Raw genomic sequence first — 22,933 nt, 5'->3', positions numbered from 1 at the left:
TCCCTCTGTTGTTGACAGCCTGCGTGTGCGTTGCCGCGGACGCGCCGGCAACAACATAAAAGCGATGATGTTGAAGACCGGCTTCATGAAACACGCCGGTCACCGCAACGATGACCGGCGACGCCGGGTTGAACCCTGAGTGAAGCCCTGATTTGATGCGTATTATCGACGAAAAGCGCCCGCCGCGCCAAACCAGGATGTGACAAAGCCGTCCACCCCAGCCATGGAATTTTCGCGTCTGTTGGGCGCTTTTCGGGGTGGGATCCCGACTTTTCAGCCGGCCCGCGCCGATGCCTGGCGGTCCGGTTCGGGCAACGGCCGCAGGGCCCAGGTCACCGCCAGCCAGATCGCCGACAGGGCGGCGGCGGCGATGAAAACGGCGCTGGAACCGGAATGCGAGGCCAGCCAGCCGCCCAGCGCGCCACCCGCGAACAGGCCGGCGGCCTGGGCGGTGTTGTAGAAGCCCAGCGCCAGGCCCTTGTAGGCCTGCGGCGCGACCCGCGACACCAGCGACGGTTGCAGGGCTTCCAACACATTGAAGGCCACGAAGAAGCCCGTCAGGGCGGCTGCCAGGGTGTAGAAACCATGGCTGGCCGCGGGCAGCAAGGCGCACACCAGCACCAGCCCGGCCACGGCGGCGCGCAGGGCGCCGCGATGGGCGCGGCGCTTTTCGGCGACGAACACCACCGGCACCATCAGCACGAAGGAAACCAGGATGACCGGCAGATAGACCTTCCAGAGCTCGCGCGCGTCCAGGCCGCCCACCTTCGCCAGCAGGGCGGGCACCACGACAAACAGCGCCACCTGGATCAGGTGCAGGACAAAAACGCCGAAATTCAGGCGCAGCAGGTCGCTGTGGGTCAGGACTTCGCGCGGCCGGGCGGCCTGCATGGTGCGGGCCTGGGTCAGCGGCACCACGGGTACCACCCAGCCGGCCACGGCCAGGCAGATCACGCCCAGACAGGCGATGGTCCAGAACAGGCCGGACAGGCCCCACCAGCCCACCAGCACGGGCGACAGGACCAGCGACACGGCGAAGGACAGGCCGATCGACCCGCCCACCATGGCCATGGCCCGGGTGCGGACCTCGTCGCGGGTGGAGTCCGCCAGCCAGGCGGTGACGGCCGCGGAAATCGCCCCGGCGCCCTGGATGGCGCGGCCGATGGTGATCCAGTACACGTCGGACGCCTGTGCACAGACGATGCTGCCCGCCACGAACAGCAGCAGGCCGAACAGCACCACGGGACGCCGGCCCCAGCGGTCGGACGCCAGGCCGAAGGGAATCTGCATGAAGGCCTGGGTCAGGCCATACATGCCCAGCGCCAGGCCGACGCGGGCCGGATCGTCCCCGCCCGGCATGCCGGCGGCGGCCACGGCGAAGACGGGCAGCAACAGGAACAGCCCCAGCATCCGCGCGGCGAACAGTCCGGCCAGCGCCACGCTGGCGCGGCGTTCGGACGGGGTCAATTTCAGTTTTTTATCTGCCTGCATGCGAAAAATTCAACGATGACTAGGACTCGCCCGCGCGCGTGGATGTCACACGCCCACGGTCTGATCTGGCGGTGCGGCGCCGCCCCCCGGGTCTATCCAGGCTGGAGTACTGCCCCGAACGCAGGGGGATTCGGCGCGCTATAGTACCAAGTTGGCCTTTGAAACCGCTTAAAAGAGCCCGATGGACGTGACAATACGCATTCGGGGTGCGCGCACCCACAATCTCAAGAACGTCTCGCTCGACCTGCCACGCCACAAGCTGGTGGTCGTCACCGGCTTGTCCGGCTCGGGCAAATCGTCGCTGGCCTTCGACACGCTGTACGCGGAAGGCCAACGCCGCTACGTGGAAAGCCTGTCCGCCTACGCCCGCCAGTTCCTGCAGCTGATGGACAAGCCGGACGTGGACCTGATCGAGGGCCTGTCCCCGGCCATCTCCATCGAACAGAAGGCCGCGGGCCACAACCCCCGCTCCACCGTCGGCACCATCACCGAGATCCACGACTACCTGCGCCTCCTGTACGCGCGGGTCGGTACGCCCTATTGCCCTGACCACGGCCTGCCATTACAGGCGCAAAGCGTCAGCCAGATGGTGGACGCGGTGCTGTCCTGGACGCCCGAAACCCGGCTGGCGGTACTGGCGCCCATAGCCCGCGGCAAGAAAGGCAGTTTCGAGGACGAATGCGCCAGCCTGCAGGCGCAGGGCTACGTGCGTCTGCGCGTGGACGGCCAGCTGACCGAAATCGACGGCATGGCGCCGCTGAAGAAGACCGAGAAGCACGACATCGACGTCGTCATCGACCGGCTGCGCATCAAGCCTGAAAGCAAGCAGCGCCTGGCGGAAAGCTTCGAGACCGCGTTGCAGCTGGCCGAGGGCCGCGCCCTGGCGCTGGACATGGACAGCGGCCGCGAACAGGTCTTCTCCAGCCGCTACGCCTGCCCGGTGTGCAGCCACAGCCTGCCCGAGCTGGAGCCGCGCCTGTTCAGCTTCAACAATCCCATGGGCGCCTGCCCCAGTTGCGATGGCATCGGCCAGGTCGGCTTCTTCGACCCCAAGCGCGTGGTCGCCTTCCCGGAGCTGAGCCTGGCGGCCGGCGCCATCCGCGGCTGGGACCGCCGCAACGCCTTCACGCATTCGCTCTTGACCAGCCTGGCGGCGCACTATGAATTCGACATCGAAGCGCCCTTCGAGGAACTGCCCGAGGCGTTGCGCGACAAGGTGCTGTACGGCTCCGGCGACGAAGAGATCTCGTTCCTCTACCTGAACGAAAAAGGCCGCAGCACGGTCAAGCGCCATACATTCGAAGGCGTGATCCCGAACCTGGAGCGCCGCTGGCGCGAAACCGATTCGGCCACCGTGCGCGAAGAGCTCGGCAAGTACCGCAACATCAAGACCTGCCCGGACTGCGGCGGCTCGCGCCTGCGGCCCGAGGCCCGCAACGTGCTGATCGGCCAGGATCCGCGCGGCGGCGAACGCCACGGTCAGGCCATCTACGAGGTCGAGGCCATGCCGCTGTCGACCTGCCTTACCTGGTTCCGCGACCTGAGCCTGACGGGCGCCAAGCAGGAGATCGCGCAACGCATCGTGCGCGAGATCGAGGCGCGCCTGAGCTTCCTGAACAACGTCGGCCTGAACTATCTGTCGCTGGACCGCAGCGCCGATACCATCTCGGGCGGCGAGGCGCAGCGCATCCGCCTGGCCAGCCAGATCGGCTCGGGCCTGACCGGCGTGATGTACGTGCTGGACGAGCCCTCCATCGGCCTGCACCAGCGCGACAACGACCGCCTCATCGGCACCCTGCAGCACCTGCGCGACCTAGGCAATAGCGTCATCGTCGTGGAGCACGACGAAGACATGATCCGCATGGCCGACTGGGTCGTGGACATGGGACCGGGCGCGGGCGAGCACGGCGGCCAGGTGGTGGCGCAGGGCGACCCGGAAACCGTGCAGCGCGACCCCCAGTCGCTGACCGGCCAGTACCTGAGCGGCGCGCGCGCCATCGCCATCCCGAAGCGACGCCCCGTCAACGACGAACTGTCCTGGCTGACCCTGACGGGCGCCAGCGGCAACAACCTGAAGAACGTGGACCTGCGCATCCCCGCGGGCCGGCTGGTGTGCGTGACCGGCGTGTCCGGTTCGGGCAAGTCCACGCTGGTCAACGACACGCTGGCGGTCGCCGTGTCGCGCCAGCTGCATCATGCGCAGAGCGAGCCCGCCCCCTACGTGTCGATGCAGGGGCTGGAGAACTTCGACAAGATCATCAGCGTGGACCAGAGCCCTATCGGCCGCACGCCGCGCAGTAACCCCGCGACCTACACGGGCCTGTTCACGCCCATCCGCGAACTCTTCGCGGGCGTGCCGGAAGCGCGCACCCGCGGCTACGACCCGGGGCGCTTCAGCTTCAACGTCAAGGGCGGGCGCTGCGAGGCCTGCCAGGGCGACGGCGTGGTCAAGGTCGAAATGCATTTCCTGCCCGACATGTACGTGCCTTGCGACGTCTGCCACGGCAAGCGCTACAACCGCGAAACGCTGGAAATCCGCTATCGCGGCCGCAACATCAGCGAAGTGCTGGACCTGACGGTCGAGCAGGCGCTGGAATACTTCGAGTCCGTGCCGGCCATCGCCCGCAAGCTGCACACGCTGATCGACGTGGGCCTGTCGTATATCCGGCTGGGCCAGAGCGCGACCACGCTGTCGGGCGGCGAAGCGCAGCGCGTGAAGCTGTCGCAGGAACTGTCGCGGCGCAGCACCGGCCGCACGCTCTACATCCTGGACGAGCCCACCACGGGCCTGCATTTCCGCGACATCGAGCTGCTGCTGCAGGTGCTGAACCAGCTGGTCGACAGCGGCAACACGGTGCTGATCATCGAACACAACCTGGACGTCATCAAGACCGCGGACTGGGTGGTCGACATGGGTCCCGAAGGCGGCGACGGCGGCGGGCGCGTGGTGGCGCAGGGCACGCCCGAAGACGTGGCCGGCACACCCGCCAGCCACACCGGACAATACCTGGGCAAGCTGCTGCGCCGCTGAACCGGCGCCTGAATCATCACATCAACGGCTAGGAAGGATCGCGGCATGTACACCTTGATCATCGGCAACAAGAACTACTCGTCCTGGTCCCTGCGGCCGTGGATCGCCTTGCGCGCCGCAGGCATACCCTTTACCGAGCAGAAGCTCGGCTTCTTCACCGAGGAATTCTCGCGCCGCGTGGGCGCGGTGTCGCCCGCGGGGCTGGTTCCGGTGCTGCTGGATGGCGAGTTCGCGATCTGGGACACGCTGGCGATCTGCGAGTACCTGGCCGAACGCCATCCCGAAGCCCGCCTGTGGCCCCAGGACGCGCGCGCCCGGGCCCGCGCGCGGTCGCTCACCGCGCAGATGCACAGCGGCTTTGGCGCGATGCGCCAGGCGCTGCCCATGAACGTCGAAGCGCACCTGCCCGGCATCGACTTTCCTGCGGCCGCGCAACAGGACATCGAGCGCCTGCAAGCGATCTGGCGCGACACGCGCGCGGCATTCGGCCAGGGCGGGCCGTTCCTGTTCGGCGAGTTCTCGATCGCCGACGCCTTCTTCGCGCCGGTGGTCTCGCGCTTCACGACCTATGGCATCGCGGCGTCCGGCCCGGTGCGCGACTACATGGACGCCGTGCTGGCGCTGCCCGCCATGCAGGAATGGACCCGCGACGCGCTCGCGGAAGCCACCTTCGTGCCCGAGGACGAGCCCTACCGCAAGCAGCGCTGAAGCACGTCAATCGGCGCGTTCAATCGCGCAGGCGCTGGGCCACGAATTCACGCACCAGCGCCATCGCCGGCGCCTCGGTGCGGCCCGTCAGCGTCACCATTGCAAACAGCGCGTGGCTGCGCAGCGGCGGGTCGGTAGGCAGTTCCGTCAGCTCGCCCGCGGCGATGCCGACCCGCGCCGCGCCCACGATGCCCAGGAATACCGCGTCCGACACGCGCACCGCTTCCAGCACGCTGCCGATTTCATCGCAGCGCAGGCGCATCGCGGTCTGCGGATCCGCCTCGACGCCGAAATGGTCGACCACGATGCGCACGGTATCCGCTGCAAGAAACGTGGACGCCAGCGGATAGGCCGCAACCTCCGCGAAGCGCGCCGGCCGCCCGGCCTGGGCCAGCGGATGGCCGCGGCGGCAGATGAATCCGGCGCGCATTTCCGAGATGGGTTCGATGCGCAGGTCGGCCGCCGGCACGATGCCGCGCGTATCGACCACCAGCGCGTCCAGGCGCCGCTGGCGCAACAGCGCCAGATGGGCCTCGGGCGAGCCGCGCATCACGTCCAGCCGCAACTGCGGATAGTGCTGCGCCACGTGCGCCAGCAGCGGCGTCATGAGCATGACGCCCGGCCCTGAACCCAATCCGATGCTGATGCTGCCCCGGTCGCCCTGGGTCAGCAGTTCCGCGCTGCGGCGCAGCTCGCCCGATTCGAACAGGATGCGCCGCGCGCGGCCGGCGACGGTCAGGCCCAGCGGTGTCAGCTCGGTGCGCTTGCCCATGCGGTCCAGCAGGCGCGCGCCCAGGTCTTCTTCCAGCAGGCGGATGCTGCGGCTGAGCGCCGACTGGGTCAGGTACAGGCGTTCGGCCGCACGGCTGAAGGAACCCGCCTCGGCCACGGCCAGCAGATGTTCGAGCTGCTTGAGATTCATGCCCGGGTCCCGATTAAGTATGAGTTTTTTTTCTAGCTTCCAGAATAACAATTCGTTAGACAACTAGCGAGGCCTGTCCCTAGCATGTGGATCACGACTAGATCATTCCAAGGGGAATTTCGTGAGCATGCTTTCCAATGGCCTGCGCCTGGCCGGCTGTGCGCTGGCGCTGGGCGCGGCGCTGCTGGCCCAGGGCGCCCGGGCCGCAGACTATCCCGACCGGCCCGTCATGATGATGGTGCCCTACCCGGCCGGCGGCGCGTCCGATTCCATCGCCCGCGTGGTGGCCCCGCCCGTCTCCAAGCAACTGGGCCAACCCGTGCTGGTGGAGAACCTGGGCGGCGTGAGCGGCGCGCTGGGCGCGCAGAAGGTGCTGGGCGCCAAGACTGACGGCTATTACCTGTTCCAGGGCTCGCCCAACGAGCTGATCCTGTCCCCCATTGCCAATCCCGCGGTCAAGCTCAAGAGCGAGGATTTCCGCCTGGTGCAGATGATCGGCATGGCCCCATTGGTGATCGTGGCGCGCGCCGACCTGCCCGCCAACAATGCCGACGAGCTGGTCACGCTGGCGCGCTCGCGCTCGGCCACCCAGCCGCTGACGTTCGGCAGCGTGGGTGTGGGTTCGCTGTACCACGTGCTGGGCGAACACATGGCGCGCACCATCGGCGCCAACATGATGCATGTGCCCTACAAGGGCGGCGCGCCGTTGATGCAGGACATCGGCGGCGGCCAGGTGGACCTGGCCATCCTGCCGCTGTCGCAGCAGCAGGTGGCGCTGGCCGAGCAGGGCCGCATCAAGCTGCTGGCCAGCCTGGACCCGCAGCGCAGCCAGTTGCCCGCGCTCAAGACCGTGCCGTCGGTCAACGAAGGCCAACTGCTCAAGGGCTTCAACTTCACCACCTGGACTGGCTACTTCGTCAAGCGCGACACGCCGCAAGACGTGGTGGCGCGCCTGAACGCAGCGCTCAACGCCGCCATGCAGGATGCGGCGGTGAAGGACAGCCTGGCGCACCAGAACATCGAAGTCTCCGCCCCCATGAGCGCGGAACAGGCCGACGCCATGTACCGCGCCGAGACCGAGCGCTTCCGCGAAATCTCCAGCCACGTGAAACTGGCAGGCAACCAGTGACCCGATTCCAGGACCTCTCCGACATGCATCCCATCCTGCAGGCGATGACCGCCCAGGCCGACGAATTCGTCTCGATCCGCCGCGACATCCACCGCCACCCCGAACTCGGCTTCCAGGAATTCCGCACCAGCGACCTGGTGGCGCAGTGCCTGACGCAATGGGGCTATGAAGTGGAACGCGGGCTGGGCGGCACCGGCGTGGTGGGGCAGTTGCGCCGCGGCAGCGGCGGCAAGCGCCTGGGCCTGCGCGCCGACATGGACGCCCTGCCCATCCAGGAAGCGACGGGCCTGGAACACGCCAGCTGCAACGAAGGCGTCATGCACGCCTGCGGCCACGACGGCCACACCGCCATGCTGCTGGCGGCCGCGCACCACCTGGCCAGGCATGGCGACTTCGACGGCACGCTCAACCTGATCTTCCAGCCCGCCGAGGAAGGCCTGGGCGGCGCCAAGCGCATGATGGAAGACGGACTGTTCAGCAAGTATCCCTGCGACGCCATCTTCGCCATGCACAACATGCCGGGCCATCCGCAAGGCCGCCTGCTGCTGCGCGACGGCGCCGCGATGGCTTCGTCCGACAACGTCACCATCGTGCTGGAAGGCGTGGGCGGGCACGGCGCGATGCCGCATTGCGCCGCCGATCCGGTGGTGGCTGGCGCGGCCATCGTGCTGGGCCTGCAAAGCATCGTCGCCCGCAATATCGATCCCCTGCACATGGCGGTGATCACGGTCGGCGCATTCAACGCGGGCAAAGCCAACAACGTCATCCCCCAGACCGCCACGCTGAAACTCAGCGTGCGCGCGCTGGACCGCGGCGTGCGCGACACGCTGCAAGCCCGCATCACGGAACTGGTCCACAGCCAGGCGGCCAGCTATCAGGTGCGCGCCACCATCGACTACGGCCGCGGTTATCCCGTGCTGGTCAACACCCGCGAAGAAACCGATTTCGCGCGCCAGGTGGCGGTGGAACTGGTAGGCGCCGACCAGGTGGAACTCCAGACCCGCGCGCTGACCGGCAGCGAGGACTTCGCCTTCATGCTGGAGGAAGTGCCAGGGTCCTACCTGCTGGTGGGCAATGGCGATGGCTCGGCGGAAGGCTTCAACAGCGGGCATGGGGCCTGCATGGTGCACAACCCGGGCTATGACTTCAACGACCACAGCCTGCCCGTGGGCGCGGCCTACTGGGTGCTGCTGACGCAGCGCTATCTGGCGGGCTGAGGCCGCGGCGCAAGCCTGAGGCCCGCGGGCCTCAGGCCATCTCGAACAGGCGCTTGTGCTCGCGGATGGCGTAGCGGTCCGTCATGCCCGCGATGTAGTCGGCGATGGCGCGGGCCTGCTCGTTGAAAGCCGGCCGGCGATAGTCGGGCGGCAACAGCCGCGGATCGTCCAGGAAAGCCGCGAACAGCTCGCGCACGATGCGCCGCGCCTTGGTCGTCATGCGCAACACGCGGTAGTGGCGGTACAGGTTGTCGAACAGGAATTTCTTCAGCGCGTCGGCCTCGCTCCGGATCTCGGGCGAAAAGGTCGCCAGCGGCGGCGCGCGGCGCACGTCGTCGGCAGTGGCGGGCGCGAACTCGCGGATGCGCGCCAACGAGGTCCGCGTCAGGTCGACGATCAGCGTATTGATCATGCGGCGTATGGTCTCGGCCACCGCGCGACGCGCAGCCAGCCCCGGATAGCTTTCCAGCACGTGGGCGTGGTGGCGCTCGAAGATCGACACTTCCTTCAGCTGTTCCAGCGTGATCAGGCCCGAGCGCAGGCCGTCGTCGATGTCGTGGTTGTTGTAGGCGACCTCGTCCGCCAGGTTGGCCAACTGCGCCTCCAGCGAGGGTTGGGTGCGGTCCAGGAAGCGCTGGCCCACGTCGCCCAGCTGCCGCGCATGCGCGGCCGAACAATGCTTGAGGATGCCTTCGCGCGTTTCGAAGCACAGGTTCAGGCCGTTGAAGTCCGCGTAGCGTTCTTCCAGTTCGTCCACCACCCGCAGGCTTTGCAGATTGTGCTCGAAGCCGCCCGCCTCCGGCGCCAATTCGCGCATGCAGGCGTTGAGTTCATCCTGGCCCGCATGACCGAACGGCGTGTGGCCCAGGTCGTGCGCCAGCGAGATGGCTTCGGTCAGGTCTTCGGACAGGCCCAGGCTGCGCGCCAGCGTGCGCGCAATCTGGGCCACTTCCAGGCTGTGGGTCAGGCGGGTGCGGAACAGGTCGCCCTCGTGGTTCACGAAGACCTGGGTCTTGTACTCCAGGCGCCGGAAGGCGCTGGAATGGACGATGCGATCGCGGTCGCGCTGGAACTCCGTCCGGTTTTCCGGTGGCGGCTCGGCATAGGTCCGCCCGCGCGATTGAGACGGGTGGGATGCATAGGAAGCCAGTTCTTTCATCTGCAACACCGTCTCCATCACGGCTATTGGGTGGTGCGGGCCAGCATGGCGCGCACGGCGTCGTCGGGGGCCGCGCGCATCATGGCCTCGCCGATGCGGGTCATGAGCACGTAGCGGATCGAGCCGCCTTCGGTCTTCTTGTCCACCTGCATCAGGTCCAGCCAGCGGTCGGCGCCCAGGTCGGGGGCCACGACGGGACAGCCGATGGCGACCACCAGCGCGCGCACGCGCTCCACGTCGGCACGGTCAAAGCCGGCGACGTCGGCCGACAGCTCGGCAGCCTGCACCATGCCGCAACCGACGGCTTCGCCATGCAGCCAGGCGCCGTAGCCCAGGCCGGATTCGATGGCGTGGCCGAAGGTGTGGCCCAGGTTGAGGATGGCGCGCAGGCCCGACTCGCGCTCGTCCTTGCCCACCACTTGCGCCTTGAGTTCGCAGGAGCGGCGGATGGCGTAGGCGACCGCCTCGGGGTCCAGTTCGCGCAGCTTCTGCGCATTGTCCTCGCACCAGGACCAGAATTCCGGGTCCAGGATCAGGCCGTACTTGATCACTTCCGCCAGGCCCGCGGACACCTCGCGCGCCGGCAGCGTGTTCAGCACGTCGGTGTCTATTTCGACTGCGACCGGCTGGTAGAACGCGCCGATCATGTTCTTGCCCAGCGGATGGTTGACGGCGGTCTTGCCGCCCACCGACGAATCGACCTGCGACAGCAGCGTCGTGGGCACCTGCAGGAAGCGCACGCCGCGCATATAGACCGCGGCCGCGAAACCGGTCATGTCGCCGATGACGCCGCCGCCCAGCGCCACCAGCACGCAGCGGCGGTCCAGGCGGTTGCCCAGCAGCGCGTCGAAGATCAGGTTCAGCGACTGCCAGTCCTTATAGGCCTCGCCGTCGGGCAATTCGATGCGCAGCACCCGCTTGCCGGTCCGGGCCAGCGCGGCTTCGGCGCGCTCGCCGTACAGGGCGGCGACGGTCGGGTTGGTCACCACGGCGATCGCGGTGGCGTCGGCGGGGATGCACTGGTCCAGGGCGTCCAGGCGGCCGGGGCCGATGTGGATCGGGTAGGCTCCGCCCGGGGTGTCCACGTGTACTACGTTCATATGCGCTTCTCGAAGGCTTGCAGTTGCGGCAGCAGCGCCTTGACCAGGGTGTGTATGGGCATGGCGCCCGTCTCCACCACCAGGTCGGCTACTTCCTTATAGAGGGGTTCCCGCAGGGTCATGAGGTCGCGCAGCGTGCCGCGCGGGTCGGCCGTGGCCAACAGGGGACGGTTGCGGTCGCGGCAGGTGCGGCGGAACAGTTCGTCCACGCTGGCGCGCAGGTAGACCACGATGCCGCGCTCGCGCAGGCGCTGACGGTTTTCCGGCGCCAGGATCGCGCCGCCGCCGGTGGCAAGAATTATGTTGCGCCGTTGGGTACACTCTTCCAAGGCGGCAGATTCCCGGCGACGAAAACCGGCTTCGCCCTCGATTTCGAAGATTACCGGCACCCGCACGCCGCAACGCGCCTCGAGCTCATGATCCAAGTCCATAAACTCGCGCCCCAGGGCACGCGCCAGGCCACGCCCTATGGTGGTCTTGCCCGCGCCCATCATCCCGACCAGGAAAACCGGCAGGTCATGGGGCAGCGTGGCGGCCTTGCCTGTGCACTCGATCGCGCAAGGCTGGTTTTCGGGCGTCTCGCAGGAGGACGCCGGGTCCGGGTCAGCCTCCGGACATGAGTTAGCGGAAAAGTTCATGACGGCATTATCACATCAGCCGCCAGTTGCCCGCCTACCACACTGAACGATTTTGTTACAGAAACCGGTGCCCCGTGCCAAGACGGACCCGGAGATACCCGTAAAATCGCCGCGATGAGCAAGCCCCAGAATTCCTCCAAGAAAGACAAGCCCGCCAAGAGCGGTTCCCCGATACTGCGATTCTTCGTAAAAACCGGCATTTTCTTTGCCGGCCTGTTCCTGTGCGGCGTGCTGCTGGCTGGGATGGCGTTGGCGCTGGCCTGGCCCAACCTGCCCGACCTGAACGCCATGACGGACTACCGCCCCCGGGTGCCGCTGCGCGTCTTTACGGCGGACCGCGTCCTGATCGGCGAATTCGGCGAAGAGCGCCGCAACGTGCTGCGCTTCAACGAAATCCCGGACGTCATGAAGTCCGCGGTGCTGGCGGCCGAGGACGACCGCTTCTACCAGCACGGCGGGATCGACTGGATGGGCGTGGCGCGCGCCGGCCTGACCAACCTGGTCAGCATGTCGAAGTCGCAGGGCGCCAGCACCATCACGATGCAGGTGGCGCGCAACTTCTACCTGTCGTCGGAAAAGACTTATTCGCGCAAGTTCTATGAACTGCTGCTGACCTTCAAGATCGAGTCGGAGCTCACCAAGGACCAGATCCTCGAGCTCTACATGAACCAGATCTACCTGGGCCACCGCGCCTATGGTTTCGCGGCCGCCTCGCGCACCTACTTCGGCAAGCCCCTGTCCGAAGTCACGCCTGCGGAAGCCGCCATGCTGGCCGGCATCCCCAAGGCGCCCTCGCGTTTCAACCCTATCGCCAACCGCCCGCGCGCCGAGCTGCGCCAGCGCTACGTGCTGGGCCGCATGCACTCGCTGGGCTACCTGACCGAACCGGAATACCAGCAGGCGCTGGCCCAGCCCATCGTCATGAAGTCCGCGGAAGGCACGCCGGCCGGCGGCTATTCCATCCATGGCGAGTACGTGGCGGAACTGGCACGCCAGCTGTTGTTCAACGTGTACCAGGACAACGTCTATTCGCGCGGCATCAATATCTACACCACCGTGCAGTCCAAGGACCAGGAAGCGGCCTACCGCGCCGTGCGCGAAGGCGTGCTGGAATACACGCGCCGCGCGCCCTACCCCGGCCCCGAGGAACAGCTCGACCTGCCGCCGGGCACCGAGAATAACCCGCAGGCGCTGGACGAATTCCTGGACGGCGTGTTCGACAAGTTCAGCGACAGCGGTGACCTGCTGACGGCGCTGGTGCTGTCGGCCAGCCCCACCGAAGTGAAGCTGGCGCGCAGCTCGCGCGAGATCATCACCGTCACCGACAAGAAGGTGCTGGGCGTCGTGGCGCGCGCGCTGAACGACAAGGCCAAGCCCGAGCAGCGCATCAAGCGCGGCTCCGTGGTCTACATCCGCAAGTTCGGCGACAACTGGGAAATCATCAACCTGCCTTCGGTGCAGGCGGCCTTCGTGGCGCTGTCGCCGCAAGATGGCGCCATCCGCGCCATGGTCGGCGGCTTTGACTTCTACCGCGGCAACTTCAACCGGGTGACGCAAGCCTGGCGCCAGCCGGGTTCGAACATCAAGCCCTTCATCTACGCCGCTTCGCTGGAACGCGGCCTGACCCCGGGCACGCAGATCTCGGACCAGCCCTTCGAACTGACGGCCGCGCAGACCGGCTCCAAGGCCTGGAACCCGAAGAACTACGGCAACCAGTACGAACCCATGCTGACCCTGCGCCAGGGCCTGTACAAGTCCAAGAACATGGTGTCGATCCGTATCCTGCAGGCCATCGGCCCGCAGTACGCGCAGGACTACCTGACCCGCTTCGGCTTCGACAAGGCCCGCCAGCCCGCCGTGTTGCCGCTGGCGCTGGGCGCGGGCTCGGTCACGCCCTTGCAGCTGGCCGGCGCCTTCTCGGTGTTCGCCAATGGCGGCTACCGCGTCACGCCCTACCTGATCGACCGCGTCACCGACAGCAGCGGCAAGGTCATCATGCAGTCCAAGCCGGTCGTGGCCGGCGACGCCGCGGCCCGCGCCATCGATCCGCGCACGGCCTGGGTCATGGACGACATCCTGCGCGGCGTGGCCACCTACGGCACCGCAGCGCGCGCCCGCGTCCTGCTCAAGCGCAACGACATCGCAGGCAAGACCGGCACCACCAACGAATCGGTGGACGCCTGGTTCTCCGGCTACACCCCGTCGCTGGTCGCCACCGCGTGGCTGGGCTTTGACCAGCCCAAGTCCCTGGGTTCGCGCGAAACCGGCGGCGGCGTCGCCATGCCGATCTGGGTCGATTACATGCAGACGGTCCTCAAGGGCGTGCCCGAAGAGAAGCCGCGTCCCCGCCCCGATGGCCTGCTGGTCGAAAACGGCGAGTTCTACTTCTCCGAATTCCCGCCCGGACAAGCGGTGGCGCGCCTGGGCTTGCCCGAGGCCGACACGCTGGGTGAGTTCCTCAACGGCCTGAACGGCAGCACCAGCGAGGAAACCCGGATCAAGGTGGCGCCGGGCGTAGGTACGCAAGGCAACACGCCCTGGTCCCAGAAGATTCCGTTCTGACGCGCAAATGACAAGGCCGGCCCTATGGGGCCGGCCTTTTTTTCGCCTGAAGCTGACGTTTTACAGGCGTATCGTCACGGGTACGCCGGCTGCCGCGGAACAGATCTGCGACAGGGCATCCGGCAACTGCGGGCCGCCTCGGGTATCGTTCCAGTGCTGGCCATCGTAGCGGTAGTGAAAGCCGCCGCTGCGCGCCGCGACCCACAGCTCCTGCATGGCAGCCTGGCTGTTCACCACCACATGGGTGTTGTCCTCGAAAACCATCGTCAGCACATTGCCGCTGCGGCTGGTTTCGACGTCGACATCGAGCGAAGCCGCCCAGTCATCGGCCTGGCTTTCGATGCTGTTCAGCACCTGGTCGATCAACGCAAGAAATTCGGTTTCGGTCATAATCGAGCCTGCAAGATTTAGGAGTTCCCAGTGTTCCACTTGGCATTTCGCCGCATGGTCCTTCGCATTGTAGCCACGCTGCTGGCGACCGGCATGGTTGCCGCCTGCGGGTATAAGGGCCCCTTGTACATGCCGACGCCGGACGGCAAGCCGCCCTCGCGCACGCAGCCGCAGCCGCAACCGACGCCCATCCCGCCGGTGCAGTCCATTCCATGACACCCCGATTCCCCGCGCAGCCTGAACTGGCCGGTCATCCGTACTTCCAGTTCCGCAACAATGTCCTGTACGCCGAGGACGTGCCGCTGGATCACCTGGCCGAAAAGCTGGGCACGCCGCTGTACGTATACTCGCGCGCCGCACTCAAGGCTGCCTGGGAATCCTACCGCAATGCCGTCGGCCAGCATCCGGTGCTGGTCTGCTACGGCATGAAGGCCAATTCCAACCTGGCCGTCCTGAAGGAATTCGCGCGCCTGGGCGCGGGCTTCGACATCGTTTCCGGCGGCGAGCTCAAGCGCGCCCTGGCGGCCGGTGCGGACCCGTCCAGGATCGTATTTTCCGGCGTGGGCAAGCAGGCCTGGGAAATGCGCGCCGCGCTGGCCGCCAAGGTCAAGTGCTTCAACGTCGAGTCCGAAGCCGAACTGCGCCGGCTGTCGGAAATCGCGCATGACATGGGTCTGCGCGCGCCCGTTTCGCTGCGGGTGAATCCGGACGTGGATGCGCAGACGCATCCATACATCTCCACCGGCCTGAAGGAAAACAAGTTCGGCATCGCCATCGAATCGGCGCTGGACGTCTACCGCCTGGCCCAGTCGCTGCCGGCCCTGGAAATCGTGGGCGTGGACTGCCACATCGGTTCGCAGCTCACCGACATCAGTCCCTATTTCGACGCGCTGGAAAAGCTGCTGGACCTGATCGAAAAGCTGGATCAGGCCGGCATCCGGATCGTCCATCTGGACCTGGGCGGCGGCCTGGGCATCCGCTATACGGATGAGATCCCGCCCTCGCCCCAGGCCTTGCTGGATCGTGTCTTCGAACGCCTGAACGCGCGCGGCTTCGGCCATCTGCACCTGGTGCTGGAGCCCGGCCGCTCGCTGGTGGGCAACGCCGGCGTGCTGCTCACGCGGGTCCAGTACCTGAAGCACTCGGAAGCGCGCAACTTCGCCATCGTCGACGCCGCCATGAACGACCTGCTGCGTCCCGCGCTATACGAAGCCTTCCACGGCGTGCGCCCCGTGCATCCGCGCGCGGGCGACGAAACCCTATACGACATCGTCGGCCCGGTCTGCGAAAGCGCCGACTGGCTGGCCCGGCAGCGCAAGCTTGCTCTCCAACAGGGCGACCTGCTGGCGGTGGAGTCCGCGGGCGCCTACAGCATGGCCATGGCCAGCAATTACAACGCCCGCCCCCGCGCGGCGGAAGCCATGGTCGACGGTGACAAGTACTACGTCGTGCGCCAGCGCGAAACGCTGGACGACCTGCTCAAGGGCGAATCCACGCTGCCCTGAGGGGCTGCCGCCATCCGCGGCGCGGACCGCACGCCGCATATGGGCGCGATGCCGCTCATTTCACTCGAACTCATGCGTGATGGAAGCCGGCCGGCCCGGCGCTACTGTCAGGGTCATGCGGTAATCGCCCGCTGATGCGTTGCGCACCGTCACCTGGTAACGGCCTGGCGGCAGGGACAGTTCGCGCAGCGGCGGGCTGACGCCGCGCGAGCGGCCATTGACCACCACCTCTCCCCACGGACGCACGGCCACGCGCACCGTGACAGGCGCCGCCTGAGGCGGCGGCGTCGCGGGCGCGGCGGGCTCTGACGCGGCGGGGGCTGCCGCGGCTTCAGGCTCAGGGGCGCTATCTGGCTTCGGGCTGGCGGACGGCATGGTGGAGCCAGTGGCTGCGGCCTGCGGCGGCGAGGCTGGTAGGGCCGCGGCGGGGGAATCCGGCGGGGTCGGTGGAGTCGGCGCGGGCGCGGGTTGCGGCTGTGGTTCCGACGGCGGCAGGGGTTGCGGCGGCGGTTGGGACGGTGGCTCCGATTGGGGCTGGGGTTGCGGCTGAGCTTGAGGCGGCGCCACGCCAGCCAGCTCCACCGGCGGCTGTGCCGGCCGCAGCCATGCATATCCCCCCGCCGCAAGCAGCAAAAGGCCCGCCACGGCCAGCGGCAGCATGCGCCGCGCGCGCGTCGGGTGTTCCGGCCGCATCGCGGTCAGGCGAGCGGCGGCCGGCGGCGGATCGGCAAGGTCGCCGGCGGGCGTCTCCATCATCAATGAAGGCGCGGTCATGTCCGGCTCCGGATCCTCCACAGGAGCGGCCACAGAAACCGCCGCAGGAGCCGGCACCGCCGGCGGGATCACGCCCATCGCCGCAGCAAGCGCCGCGGCTGTCCGCGGTCTCGCCTGCGCCTCCATCGCCAGGCCCTCGTCCACGGCGGCGCAGAAGGCCGCGCGATAGGCGCCCGGATGCCACTCATCCAGAGGCGGGCAATCGTCGCGTACACGGCGCGCCAGCGCGCCTGGAGGGGCCGCGCCCGTCGCCAGGAAGTACGCCAGCGCCGCCAGCCCGTACACGTCCGTCCAGGGGCCGCAAGAATGCCCCGGATCGTCCGTGTACTGTTCGAACGCGGCGTAACCGGCATGCCGCGCTGCGTCTTCGTCATCGGGCGCCACATCGAAAGGCGGCGCCAGGACGGCAAAACCCTGCCCGTCGCGTACCACGGCATCTGGGCAAATGCCGCCATGCGCCCGGCCGCCTTCGTGCATGGCGGCCAGGGACGCGGACAGGCCGGCCACCACTCGCAGGATCTCCTGTTCACGCAGCCGCCCGGGCGGCAGGCGCAGGATATCGTCCAGGCGCTCCACATCTGGCGCGGCCGGGAAGCCCCCCGCGCCCGGTCCAGGCGGCACAGCTGAGTTTCGTAGCATGCGCGGTCCTCCGGCAGATTCAGGGATGCCAGGTCGGCAGGGATGAGAACAGCCTGGCGAACAGCGTCGCGTTCAGCGCGCCGCCATGGATGTAGGTCTGCAAGGCCGCGCCGTCCGCCTGGTTGGTCCACCAATAGCTGGTGTGGGAACTGGGGTTGAAGCAGAACGGCAGGTCGGGCCAGGCGCCCAGCGCGCGGCGCGCCAGCGGCGCGGAATCCTGCTCGCGGCCGGCGCTCAGGATGTCCATGATGTCGCTGCCGCCGCGCGGCGCGGCGGCGCCCGGCGCTGCGGCAGGCGTACGCACCTGCTGCAGGCTGCGGTCGAACTGCTCCGCCGGGCAGCCATGGCGCACCGCCGCCAGCATGCTGGCGCCGATCTGCCGGTAGTAGTCGCTGGCGCCATCCAGGATGCTGCTGTGGTACTGCGCGGGCGGTACGGCCATGACCACGCACAGCGGGTAGCCCCGGCCCACCCGGTCGCGGCTGGGCGTGATGCAGCCCAGCTGTGCGACACCCGCGCCCGGCCCGGCGGGAATCGCGAAATTCCAGATGGGCGCCGACGCGAAGCCGCGCGCGGCATTGACGTCCGGCGCCTGCTTCAGCGCCGCCAGCCCGAACTGCAGCCAGCGGTCCCACCAGGTGATCAGCTCGCGCGGCAGGCGTCGGTGCACGAAGTCGCCCGCCGCCGGAATCTTGCCGTACCAGCCCACACGCCCACGCTCCACTGCTAGCTCCATGTCCATGTCCTGTTCACGACGCGCCCGGGCAGGCGAACGCCTGCATCTCGGCCAGATGGAAAGGGCTCTTGACGCTGCTGGCGGTGATCTCCAGCACCACCTTGCGCCCGCCCAGATCGAATGTGGCCAGCGTGACCTCCGGCGTGGCCCCCCGTCGCAGCTGGGCGCGGTCCAGCATGCGGTTCAGCGCCCAGGGGCCCGACGTGGTCATGCCAGCCGCGCCGACCTGCGGCGTGAGCTCGATGCGCACCTGGTTGCTGCCGCGCGGACCGGGCCACTGCACCGTGGTCGCCACCTGCGGACCATGCGCGTAGCGCACCGCCTGGCCATCCACGTCCATCACGAACTGGGTAATGCCCGCGTCCATTTCCACGGGCCTGATGGCCACCCGATACGAGGGCATGGGATTGCCCGCCATGAAATACACGTCGCGGATCACGCCCGCGCGCTGGAACGCGTCCAGCGTGGTGGAGTTCTCCCCCGACTTGCCGTCGATGCCGGGCTTGAAGCGCCAGCGCTGTCCGGAAACGTCGATCTGGTTCGCCAGGTTCTTCTGGAAGAAGTCGTCCATCAGGCCATTGGGCCCGAACAGCCGCGCCATATCGTTGGGCGCCACGTCGCGCGCCGAACGGCTCGAAAACGGATAGCGTCCGGCCACGGACTGGCCGCAGAACATGCCGATGGTGGCGGACACGGTCTCGCCCATGCGCGCGCGGGCCACGTCGGACACCTCGCCGGACGCGTTCACCGACAGCGAGTTGAGCACGTCGCGCAGCGGCCCTGGCAAGCGGCCCGCCTCGGCCCTCAGCTTGGTCACGGAATCCGAGCTGGGTGCGGGGCTGCCGCTGCGCAAGGCCGCATCCGCCGCCGTCAGATAGGTATAGAGCTCGTTGATGAGGCCGGTGGTGGCTGCGATCGGCGAGGTGGCGCCGGCCGCCGCGCCCTCGCCTTCGGCCAGCCGACGGTACGGCTCGAAATGCTGGTCCACGATGCGCTCCAGCTTCTCGTCGGTGGCGTCGGCCCGCATGGCCGCGCCGGGCCCGGTTGGCCCGAACATCTGCTCCAGCGCCTCGCGCGTGCTGCTGACGCGGTCGCGCGCCTGGTCCACCAGCGAGCGGTCATCCTTGCCGGTATCGCGCAGCAAGGAGGTCTCGCGCGCAACGCCGCGCACCAGCTGCACCAGCGGAGACTCCGGCGCGGACAAGGTGCGCGCCATCTGGATGTTCTGCAGCAGCGACTTGCTGGGCGCCAGCTGCATATCGTTCAGATAGCCGTCCCACTGCGCCACGTAGTCGTTCATGTACAAGCGCTTGATGTCGACCACCAGCTGGCGTTGCGCAGTCTGGTCCAGCTGGCTGCGCAACGGGATGTTCAGGATCCACGCATCATCCGAACGCAGCACCTCGGCCACGCCGGTCACGCGCTTGTTGAACACGTCCCAATAGCCGCGATAGCTGTAGAGCGCGGGAATGCCCTGGCTCAACGGCTTGCCGCTCTTGCGCACGAAGACGGCGCTGGCCTGCGCGCCGCCCAGCGTCACCACCGTGATCTCGGGCGCCGCGTCGGCGTTGGCCAGGGTGCGGCGCAGCCGGCTGTAGGCGCGTTGCGCCAGCGTGTAGCGCGCCAGCTTCTCGCGCGCCTGGGCCACCAGCGCGTCGTCCTTGGGAAACGGCGATGCAAGCACGTGGCTCTGCGTCAGGTTGCGCAGGTGCAGCGACAGCTGCTCATACTGGCGCCGCGTGTAGCCTTCAGGCAGGGTGGCCTGCATATCCGAGAGCAGCCACGCATGCATGAACTCCGCGTCGTAGCGTTCGGCCTCGTACAGCATCAGATAGGCCCTCAGCGCCTCGTAGGAATACTCCAGGTCGCTGGCCGAGGCGTCGCGCAGGGCGGTCTCGACGCGCCGCGCCACCTGCGGCAGCAGCACCTGGTCCAGCGTGTTGCCGTACACGCCCTGCGCCGCCGCCCGCAGCTTCTGGCCCTGGTAGAGGCCATAGCGATAGCTCAGGGGCGGATTGTCGATCTCGAAGCCCTCGTGCTGGGGCAGGTACCAGAGGCTGTCCAGGAAGGGCATCAGCCCCAGCAGGTCGCCGGTGCGCGTGATCTTGATGTCGCGGCTCAGCTTCTCCACCGCCGGCACCCGCCGCGCCACCTCTTCCACGTAATCGGCGTTGTTGCGATAGCTCATGGTCCAACCCGCGACCAAGGCCAGGAAGGCCGCTGTCACCAGGCCGTACCCCGCCCAGTGCAACTGCCGATAGCGGCGTTCCCAACGCAGGTTGCGGCTGGCCAGGCCGGCCTCGCGGAAGATGACGTCCTGCAGCAGGTTCTTCAGGAAGTAGCTGCGTCCTTCCGCCTCGCCCGGCACGCTGGCCGCGGGCGCGGCGCCGCCGTCGATGCGCAGGTAGCGCTTCAGATGGCCAGTCACCTGGTCGAAGGTCTCTCCGCCCTGCGTGCCGCTGGTGAAGTAGACGCCTCGCGGAATGACCCGCGCCTCGAACTTCGAAGTCGCGAACACATCGCTCAGGAAATGGCCCAGGATGGCCTGCAGGCCCGCGAACTGCTGCGGCAACATGTAGGCAAGCGCGCGCCGCGCAGGATCGCTCTCGGCCGCCACCACTTCAGGCAAGGCGTCATCCAACCGCCGCTGCAACAGCGCATACTCTTCATGAAAGGCTTCATACAGGTCGAAACCCGGCTCCTGCGCGCGCGCATACGGCAAGGTAAAGCCCCAGATCTGCGCCAGCTCCTCTCGGGTAAAGGAAGCGAAGTACTCTTCGAAACCGGACAGCAGATCCGTCTTGGTCACCAGCACATACACCGGGAATGCGATGCCCAGCTGCTCGCGCAATTCCTGCAGGCGGCGTCGCAGCACTGCCGCATGCTGCGCCCGTTCCGCATCCGACGCCGACAGCAGGTCTTCGACGCTGACAGTGAGCATGGCACCGTTGATGGGCTGGCGGCCGCGGTACTTGGACAGCAGGCCGAGAAAGCCGCGCCACTCTTCTTCGTCGCCGGTCGGATCGCTTTCGTGCGTGGTGTAGCGCCCCGCCGTGTCCAGCAACACGGCATCGTCAGTGAACCACCAGTCGCAATTGCGCGTGCCGCCCACGCCGCGCAAGGCCACCTTGCCGTAGCGTTCGGCCAGAGGAAAGTTCAAGCCTGAATTCACCAGCGCGGTGGTCTTGCCCGCGCCCGGCGCGCCGATGATCACGTACCAGGGCAGCTGATACAGGTACTGCTTGGAGAACCGGTCCAGCGCGCCGCGCCTGCCGCGGCTCTCGAAGCGGGTCTTGCGCAGCAGTTCCACGGCCTCGTGAAAGCGCGCCTCCAGCTGGCGTATCTCGTCGTTGCCGGCGGCTTCCTCCAGCGGCTTTTCCGCCTTGGGCCGGGGCCGCCGCAACTGGCTCAGCAGTTGCGCGTTCAAGCGCCCTTCGCGCCATTTGCGCCACAACAGCCGCAGCAGCCAGATCGCGAACATCGCCACGATGACGGCGATGCGCACCGTTTCGCTTTCCAGCGGGCGCACCGTGCCGATGGCGATGAGCGGCCCCGCGATCCAGATCAGCACCGCCAGGGCCACCAGCCCCAGGAAGTTCCACACGCGGCGGCTGAAGAACCATCCGAACAGCCTGTAGATCATTCCTGTCCTCCCTGCTCGTGCGCCACCGGCGGCACCAGCACCGTGATCTCCACCCGCCGGTTCAGCGCGCGGCCCGCGGCCGTGTCATTGGGCGCCACCGGATCAGCGTCGCCGCGCCCTTCCGCGCGCACGCGGGCCGTCTGGCCCAGGCGTTGCTCCAGCATGTCCTTGACCGCATCCGCGCGCGCCTGCGACAAATGCCAGTTGGACGGAAAGCGTGCACTGCGCATCGGCGTGTTGTCGGAGTAGCCGCGCACCAGGATGCTGCCCTGCGTCTCGCGCAAGGCATCGGCCACGCGCGACAGTACCGGCAGGTACTGGTCGCGCACGGAACTGGCGCCAGATTCGAATACGCCGTCGCCTCGCAGCACCACCACGCTGCGGTCCACCTCATCGCGCACGGTGACCAACTGGTCGCGGATCTCGGGCGCCAGGAACACCGCCAGCCGCGGCGCGGGCGCGGGCCGCTTCACGGCGGTCGGGGCGATCTGCACCGTGGGCGGACGCAGCTTGGCGATGGACGCGAACACGCCGTCGGACTCGCTGCCCAGACGCCAGCCCAGGCCCCAGTACAGGGCCAGCGCCAGGACGGCTGCCAACGCGCCGAACACCCACAGCGGCACGGGCAGGCGGCGCAATGGTGTCTGCGCCGGCTCGTCGCGCCAATGCGGAGACAGCGCCAGCGGATAATCGCCGCGCGCGCCGCGCAGGATGCGCAAGAGGCGCTGGCGCAGCGTTTCCAGCTGCGAGCGGCCGTTGTCGATCACGCGGTAACGCCCTTCGAAGCCCAGCAGCAGGCAGTAATACAGCAACTCCAGCAGATCCAGGTGCTGCCCGGGGTTCTGCGACAGCTTGGCCAGCAGCTGGAAGAACTTTTCTCCGCCCCAGGTCTCGTTGTGGAACGTGACCAGCAGGCTGTGCGCGGACCACACGCCGCCCCCGCCCCATGGCGTGAGCGCCGCGGCCTCGTCCAGCGCCGTGCACAGGCAGTAGCGCGCGCCCAGTATGGTTTCGTTGGGGATGCCCGCCTGCTGCGCGCGCAGCTCGAACTGCCGCACTTCGTCCAGCAGGTGCTCGCGCAGCATCGCAGGCGAGGGATGCGTCGCCGTGGCGCGGATCTGCGGGATCAGGTCCAGCAGCGGATTGGCCGCCGCCACCAGCGGATTGGCGCCGCTGATGACGTAATCGTGGGGACGCAGCCTGCCCGCCGTATTGGCAGCGCCTTCGCCGATGCCGCCCGGAGGGCCGGCCAGCGTGTGATCCGAAGCATGCATAGTTGTCTCCGCCTG

Annotated in this window: 17 protein-coding genes; 7 read left to right on the top strand and 10 right to left on the bottom strand. The window is 67.8% G+C overall.

The genetic code is table 11. The features are described 5' to 3' along the window. Positions 1-273: 273 nt before the first annotated feature. On the bottom strand, positions 274-1,491 hold the full coding sequence (locus tag HV793_RS08260; RefSeq protein WP_054457175.1) for an MFS transporter: 1,218 nt from the start codon (positions 1,489-1,491) through the stop codon (positions 274-276). Positions 1,492-1,672: 181 nt separating this feature from the next. Here HV793_RS08260 and uvrA point away from each other — a divergent pair, with 181 nt between their 5' ends. Together uvrA and HV793_RS08250 are read left to right on the top strand one after the other, a co-directional pair. After that, on the top strand, positions 1,673-4,522 hold the full coding sequence (gene uvrA, locus HV793_RS08255) for an excinuclease ABC subunit UvrA (protein WP_175212969.1): 2,850 nt from the start codon (positions 1,673-1,675) through the stop codon (positions 4,520-4,522). A 45-nt stretch (positions 4,523-4,567) separates the two neighbouring features. Next, positions 4,568-5,230: a glutathione S-transferase family protein gene (locus tag HV793_RS08250; protein WP_054457179.1), complete on the top strand. Its 663-nt coding sequence runs from the start codon at positions 4,568-4,570 to the stop codon at positions 5,228-5,230. A gap of 19 nt (positions 5,231-5,249) precedes the next feature. Here HV793_RS08250 and HV793_RS08245 read toward each other — a convergent pair whose 3' ends face one another. Then, positions 5,250-6,152, bottom strand: a complete 903-nt coding sequence (locus HV793_RS08245; protein WP_054457181.1) for a LysR family transcriptional regulator — start codon at positions 6,150-6,152, stop codon at positions 5,250-5,252. Between the two features lie 127 nt (positions 6,153-6,279). On the opposite strand from HV793_RS08245, the gene HV793_RS08240 reads away from it, so the two are divergent. Together HV793_RS08240 and HV793_RS08235 are read left to right on the top strand one after the other, a co-directional pair. After that, positions 6,280-7,281, top strand: coding sequence for a tripartite tricarboxylate transporter substrate binding protein (locus tag HV793_RS08240; RefSeq protein WP_175213168.1), 1,002 nt, complete (start codon positions 6,280-6,282; stop codon positions 7,279-7,281). 23 nt (positions 7,282-7,304) lie between these two features. Then, a complete protein-coding gene (locus HV793_RS08235; RefSeq protein WP_054457184.1) occupies positions 7,305-8,498 on the top strand; it encodes a M20 aminoacylase family protein in 1,194 nt (397 codons plus the stop codon). Between the two features lie 31 nt (positions 8,499-8,529). Here the strand turns inward: HV793_RS08235 and HV793_RS08230 are convergent, their stop codons facing one another. The 3 genes from HV793_RS08230 to HV793_RS08220 are packed head-to-tail and all read right to left on the bottom strand — an operon-like array spanning position 8,530 to position 11,395. Continuing rightward, entirely contained in the window at positions 8,530-9,657 is a 1,128-nt protein-coding gene (locus HV793_RS08230; protein WP_175181583.1) for a deoxyguanosinetriphosphate triphosphohydrolase, read from the bottom strand. Positions 9,658-9,680: 23 nt separating this feature from the next. After that, on the bottom strand, positions 9,681-10,757 hold the full coding sequence (aroB, locus tag HV793_RS08225) for a 3-dehydroquinate synthase (protein WP_175212968.1): 1,077 nt from the start codon (positions 10,755-10,757) through the stop codon (positions 9,681-9,683). Further along, positions 10,754-11,395, bottom strand: coding sequence for a shikimate kinase (locus tag HV793_RS08220; RefSeq protein ID WP_054457189.1), 642 nt, complete (start codon positions 11,393-11,395; stop codon positions 10,754-10,756). The genes aroB and HV793_RS08220 overlap by 4 nt, the downstream gene beginning before the upstream one ends. A gap of 114 nt (positions 11,396-11,509) precedes the next feature. Between HV793_RS08220 and HV793_RS08215 the strand changes: the two genes are divergently transcribed. After that, complete coding sequence (locus HV793_RS08215) at positions 11,510-13,957, top strand: penicillin-binding protein 1A (RefSeq protein WP_054457191.1); 2,448 nt, start codon at positions 11,510-11,512, stop codon at positions 13,955-13,957. Positions 13,958-14,017: 60 nt separating this feature from the next. Here the strand turns inward: HV793_RS08215 and cyaY are convergent, their stop codons facing one another. Then, positions 14,018-14,347 carry an iron donor protein CyaY gene (gene cyaY / locus HV793_RS08210; protein WP_013396958.1) on the bottom strand — a complete coding sequence of 110 codons (330 nt, stop codon included), beginning with the start codon at positions 14,345-14,347 and terminating at the stop codon, positions 14,018-14,020. 54 nt (positions 14,348-14,401) lie between these two features. Here cyaY and lptM point away from each other — a divergent pair, with 54 nt between their 5' ends. Continuing rightward, the gene (lptM, locus tag HV793_RS08205) at positions 14,402-14,563 is read left to right on the top strand and encodes an LPS translocon maturation chaperone LptM (RefSeq protein WP_225590469.1); all 162 of its coding nucleotides are present in this window, start codon (positions 14,402-14,404) and stop codon (positions 14,561-14,563) included. After that, the gene (gene lysA / locus HV793_RS08200) at positions 14,560-15,852 is read left to right on the top strand and encodes a diaminopimelate decarboxylase (protein ID WP_054457194.1); all 1,293 of its coding nucleotides are present in this window, start codon (positions 14,560-14,562) and stop codon (positions 15,850-15,852) included. Before lptM ends, lysA begins: the two co-directional genes overlap by 4 nt. A 60-nt stretch (positions 15,853-15,912) precedes the next feature. Here lysA and HV793_RS08195 read toward each other — a convergent pair whose 3' ends face one another. Genes HV793_RS08195 through HV793_RS08180 form a run of 4 tightly spaced genes read right to left on the bottom strand, consistent with a single transcriptional unit; the run spans position 15,913 to position 22,918 of the window. Continuing rightward, positions 15,913-17,265 carry a hypothetical protein gene (locus HV793_RS08195; protein ID WP_175212967.1) on the bottom strand — a complete coding sequence of 451 codons (1,353 nt, stop codon included), beginning with the start codon at positions 17,263-17,265 and terminating at the stop codon, positions 15,913-15,915. Between the two features lie 19 nt (positions 17,266-17,284). Further along, positions 17,285-18,001 (bottom strand): type VI secretion system-associated protein TagF, encoded by a 717-nt coding sequence (gene tagF, locus HV793_RS08190; protein ID WP_054457308.1) that lies wholly within the window; start codon positions 17,999-18,001, stop codon positions 17,285-17,287. A 13-nt stretch (positions 18,002-18,014) separates the two neighbouring features. Next, a complete protein-coding gene (gene tssM, locus HV793_RS08185; RefSeq protein WP_054457198.1) occupies positions 18,015-21,644 on the bottom strand; it encodes a type VI secretion system membrane subunit TssM in 3,630 nt (1,209 codons plus the stop codon). Continuing rightward, entirely contained in the window at positions 21,641-22,918 is a 1,278-nt protein-coding gene (locus HV793_RS08180; RefSeq protein WP_054457200.1) for a DotU family type VI secretion system protein, read from the bottom strand. Before HV793_RS08180 ends, tssM begins: the two co-directional genes overlap by 4 nt. Between the last annotated feature and the right edge of the window lie 15 nt (positions 22,919-22,933).

The sequence above is a fragment of the Achromobacter aegrifaciens genome (genome assembly GCF_902859965.1).
GTDB lineage: Bacteria > Pseudomonadota > Gammaproteobacteria > Burkholderiales > Burkholderiaceae_B > Achromobacter > Achromobacter aegrifaciens.
This window is presented reverse-complemented; position numbering and strand designations above follow the sequence as displayed.

Coding starts and splice junctions, on each gene's coding strand:
- cyaY (WP_013396958.1), bottom strand. CDS start 14,347: ATGACCGAAACCGAATTTCTTGCGTTGATCGACCAGGTGCTGAACAGC.
- HV793_RS08220 (WP_054457189.1), bottom strand. CDS start 11,395: ATGAACTTTTCCGCTAACTCATGTCCGGAGGCTGACCCGGACCCGGCG.
- HV793_RS08240 (WP_175213168.1), top strand. CDS start 6,280: ATGCTTTCCAATGGCCTGCGCCTGGCCGGCTGTGCGCTGGCGCTGGGC.
- HV793_RS08215 (WP_054457191.1), top strand. CDS start 11,510: ATGAGCAAGCCCCAGAATTCCTCCAAGAAAGACAAGCCCGCCAAGAGC.
- HV793_RS08260 (WP_054457175.1), bottom strand. CDS start 1,491: ATGCAGGCAGATAAAAAACTGAAATTGACCCCGTCCGAACGCCGCGCC.
- HV793_RS08230 (WP_175181583.1), bottom strand. CDS start 9,657: ATGAAAGAACTGGCTTCCTATGCATCCCACCCGTCTCAATCGCGCGGG.
- HV793_RS08250 (WP_054457179.1), top strand. CDS start 4,568: ATGTACACCTTGATCATCGGCAACAAGAACTACTCGTCCTGGTCCCTG.
- tssM (WP_054457198.1), bottom strand. CDS start 21,644: ATGATCTACAGGCTGTTCGGATGGTTCTTCAGCCGCCGCGTGTGGAAC.
- uvrA (WP_175212969.1), top strand. CDS start 1,673: ATGGACGTGACAATACGCATTCGGGGTGCGCGCACCCACAATCTCAAG.
- HV793_RS08235 (WP_054457184.1), top strand. CDS start 7,305: ATGCATCCCATCCTGCAGGCGATGACCGCCCAGGCCGACGAATTCGTC.
- tagF (WP_054457308.1), bottom strand. CDS start 18,001: ATGGAGCTAGCAGTGGAGCGTGGGCGTGTGGGCTGGTACGGCAAGATT.
- HV793_RS08195 (WP_175212967.1), bottom strand. CDS start 17,265: ATGCTACGAAACTCAGCTGTGCCGCCTGGACCGGGCGCGGGGGGCTTC.
- HV793_RS08245 (WP_054457181.1), bottom strand. CDS start 6,152: ATGAATCTCAAGCAGCTCGAACATCTGCTGGCCGTGGCCGAGGCGGGT.
- lptM (WP_225590469.1), top strand. CDS start 14,402: ATGGTCCTTCGCATTGTAGCCACGCTGCTGGCGACCGGCATGGTTGCC.
- HV793_RS08180 (WP_054457200.1), bottom strand. CDS start 22,918: ATGCATGCTTCGGATCACACGCTGGCCGGCCCTCCGGGCGGCATCGGC.
- aroB (WP_175212968.1), bottom strand. CDS start 10,757: ATGAACGTAGTACACGTGGACACCCCGGGCGGAGCCTACCCGATCCAC.
- lysA (WP_054457194.1), top strand. CDS start 14,560: ATGACACCCCGATTCCCCGCGCAGCCTGAACTGGCCGGTCATCCGTAC.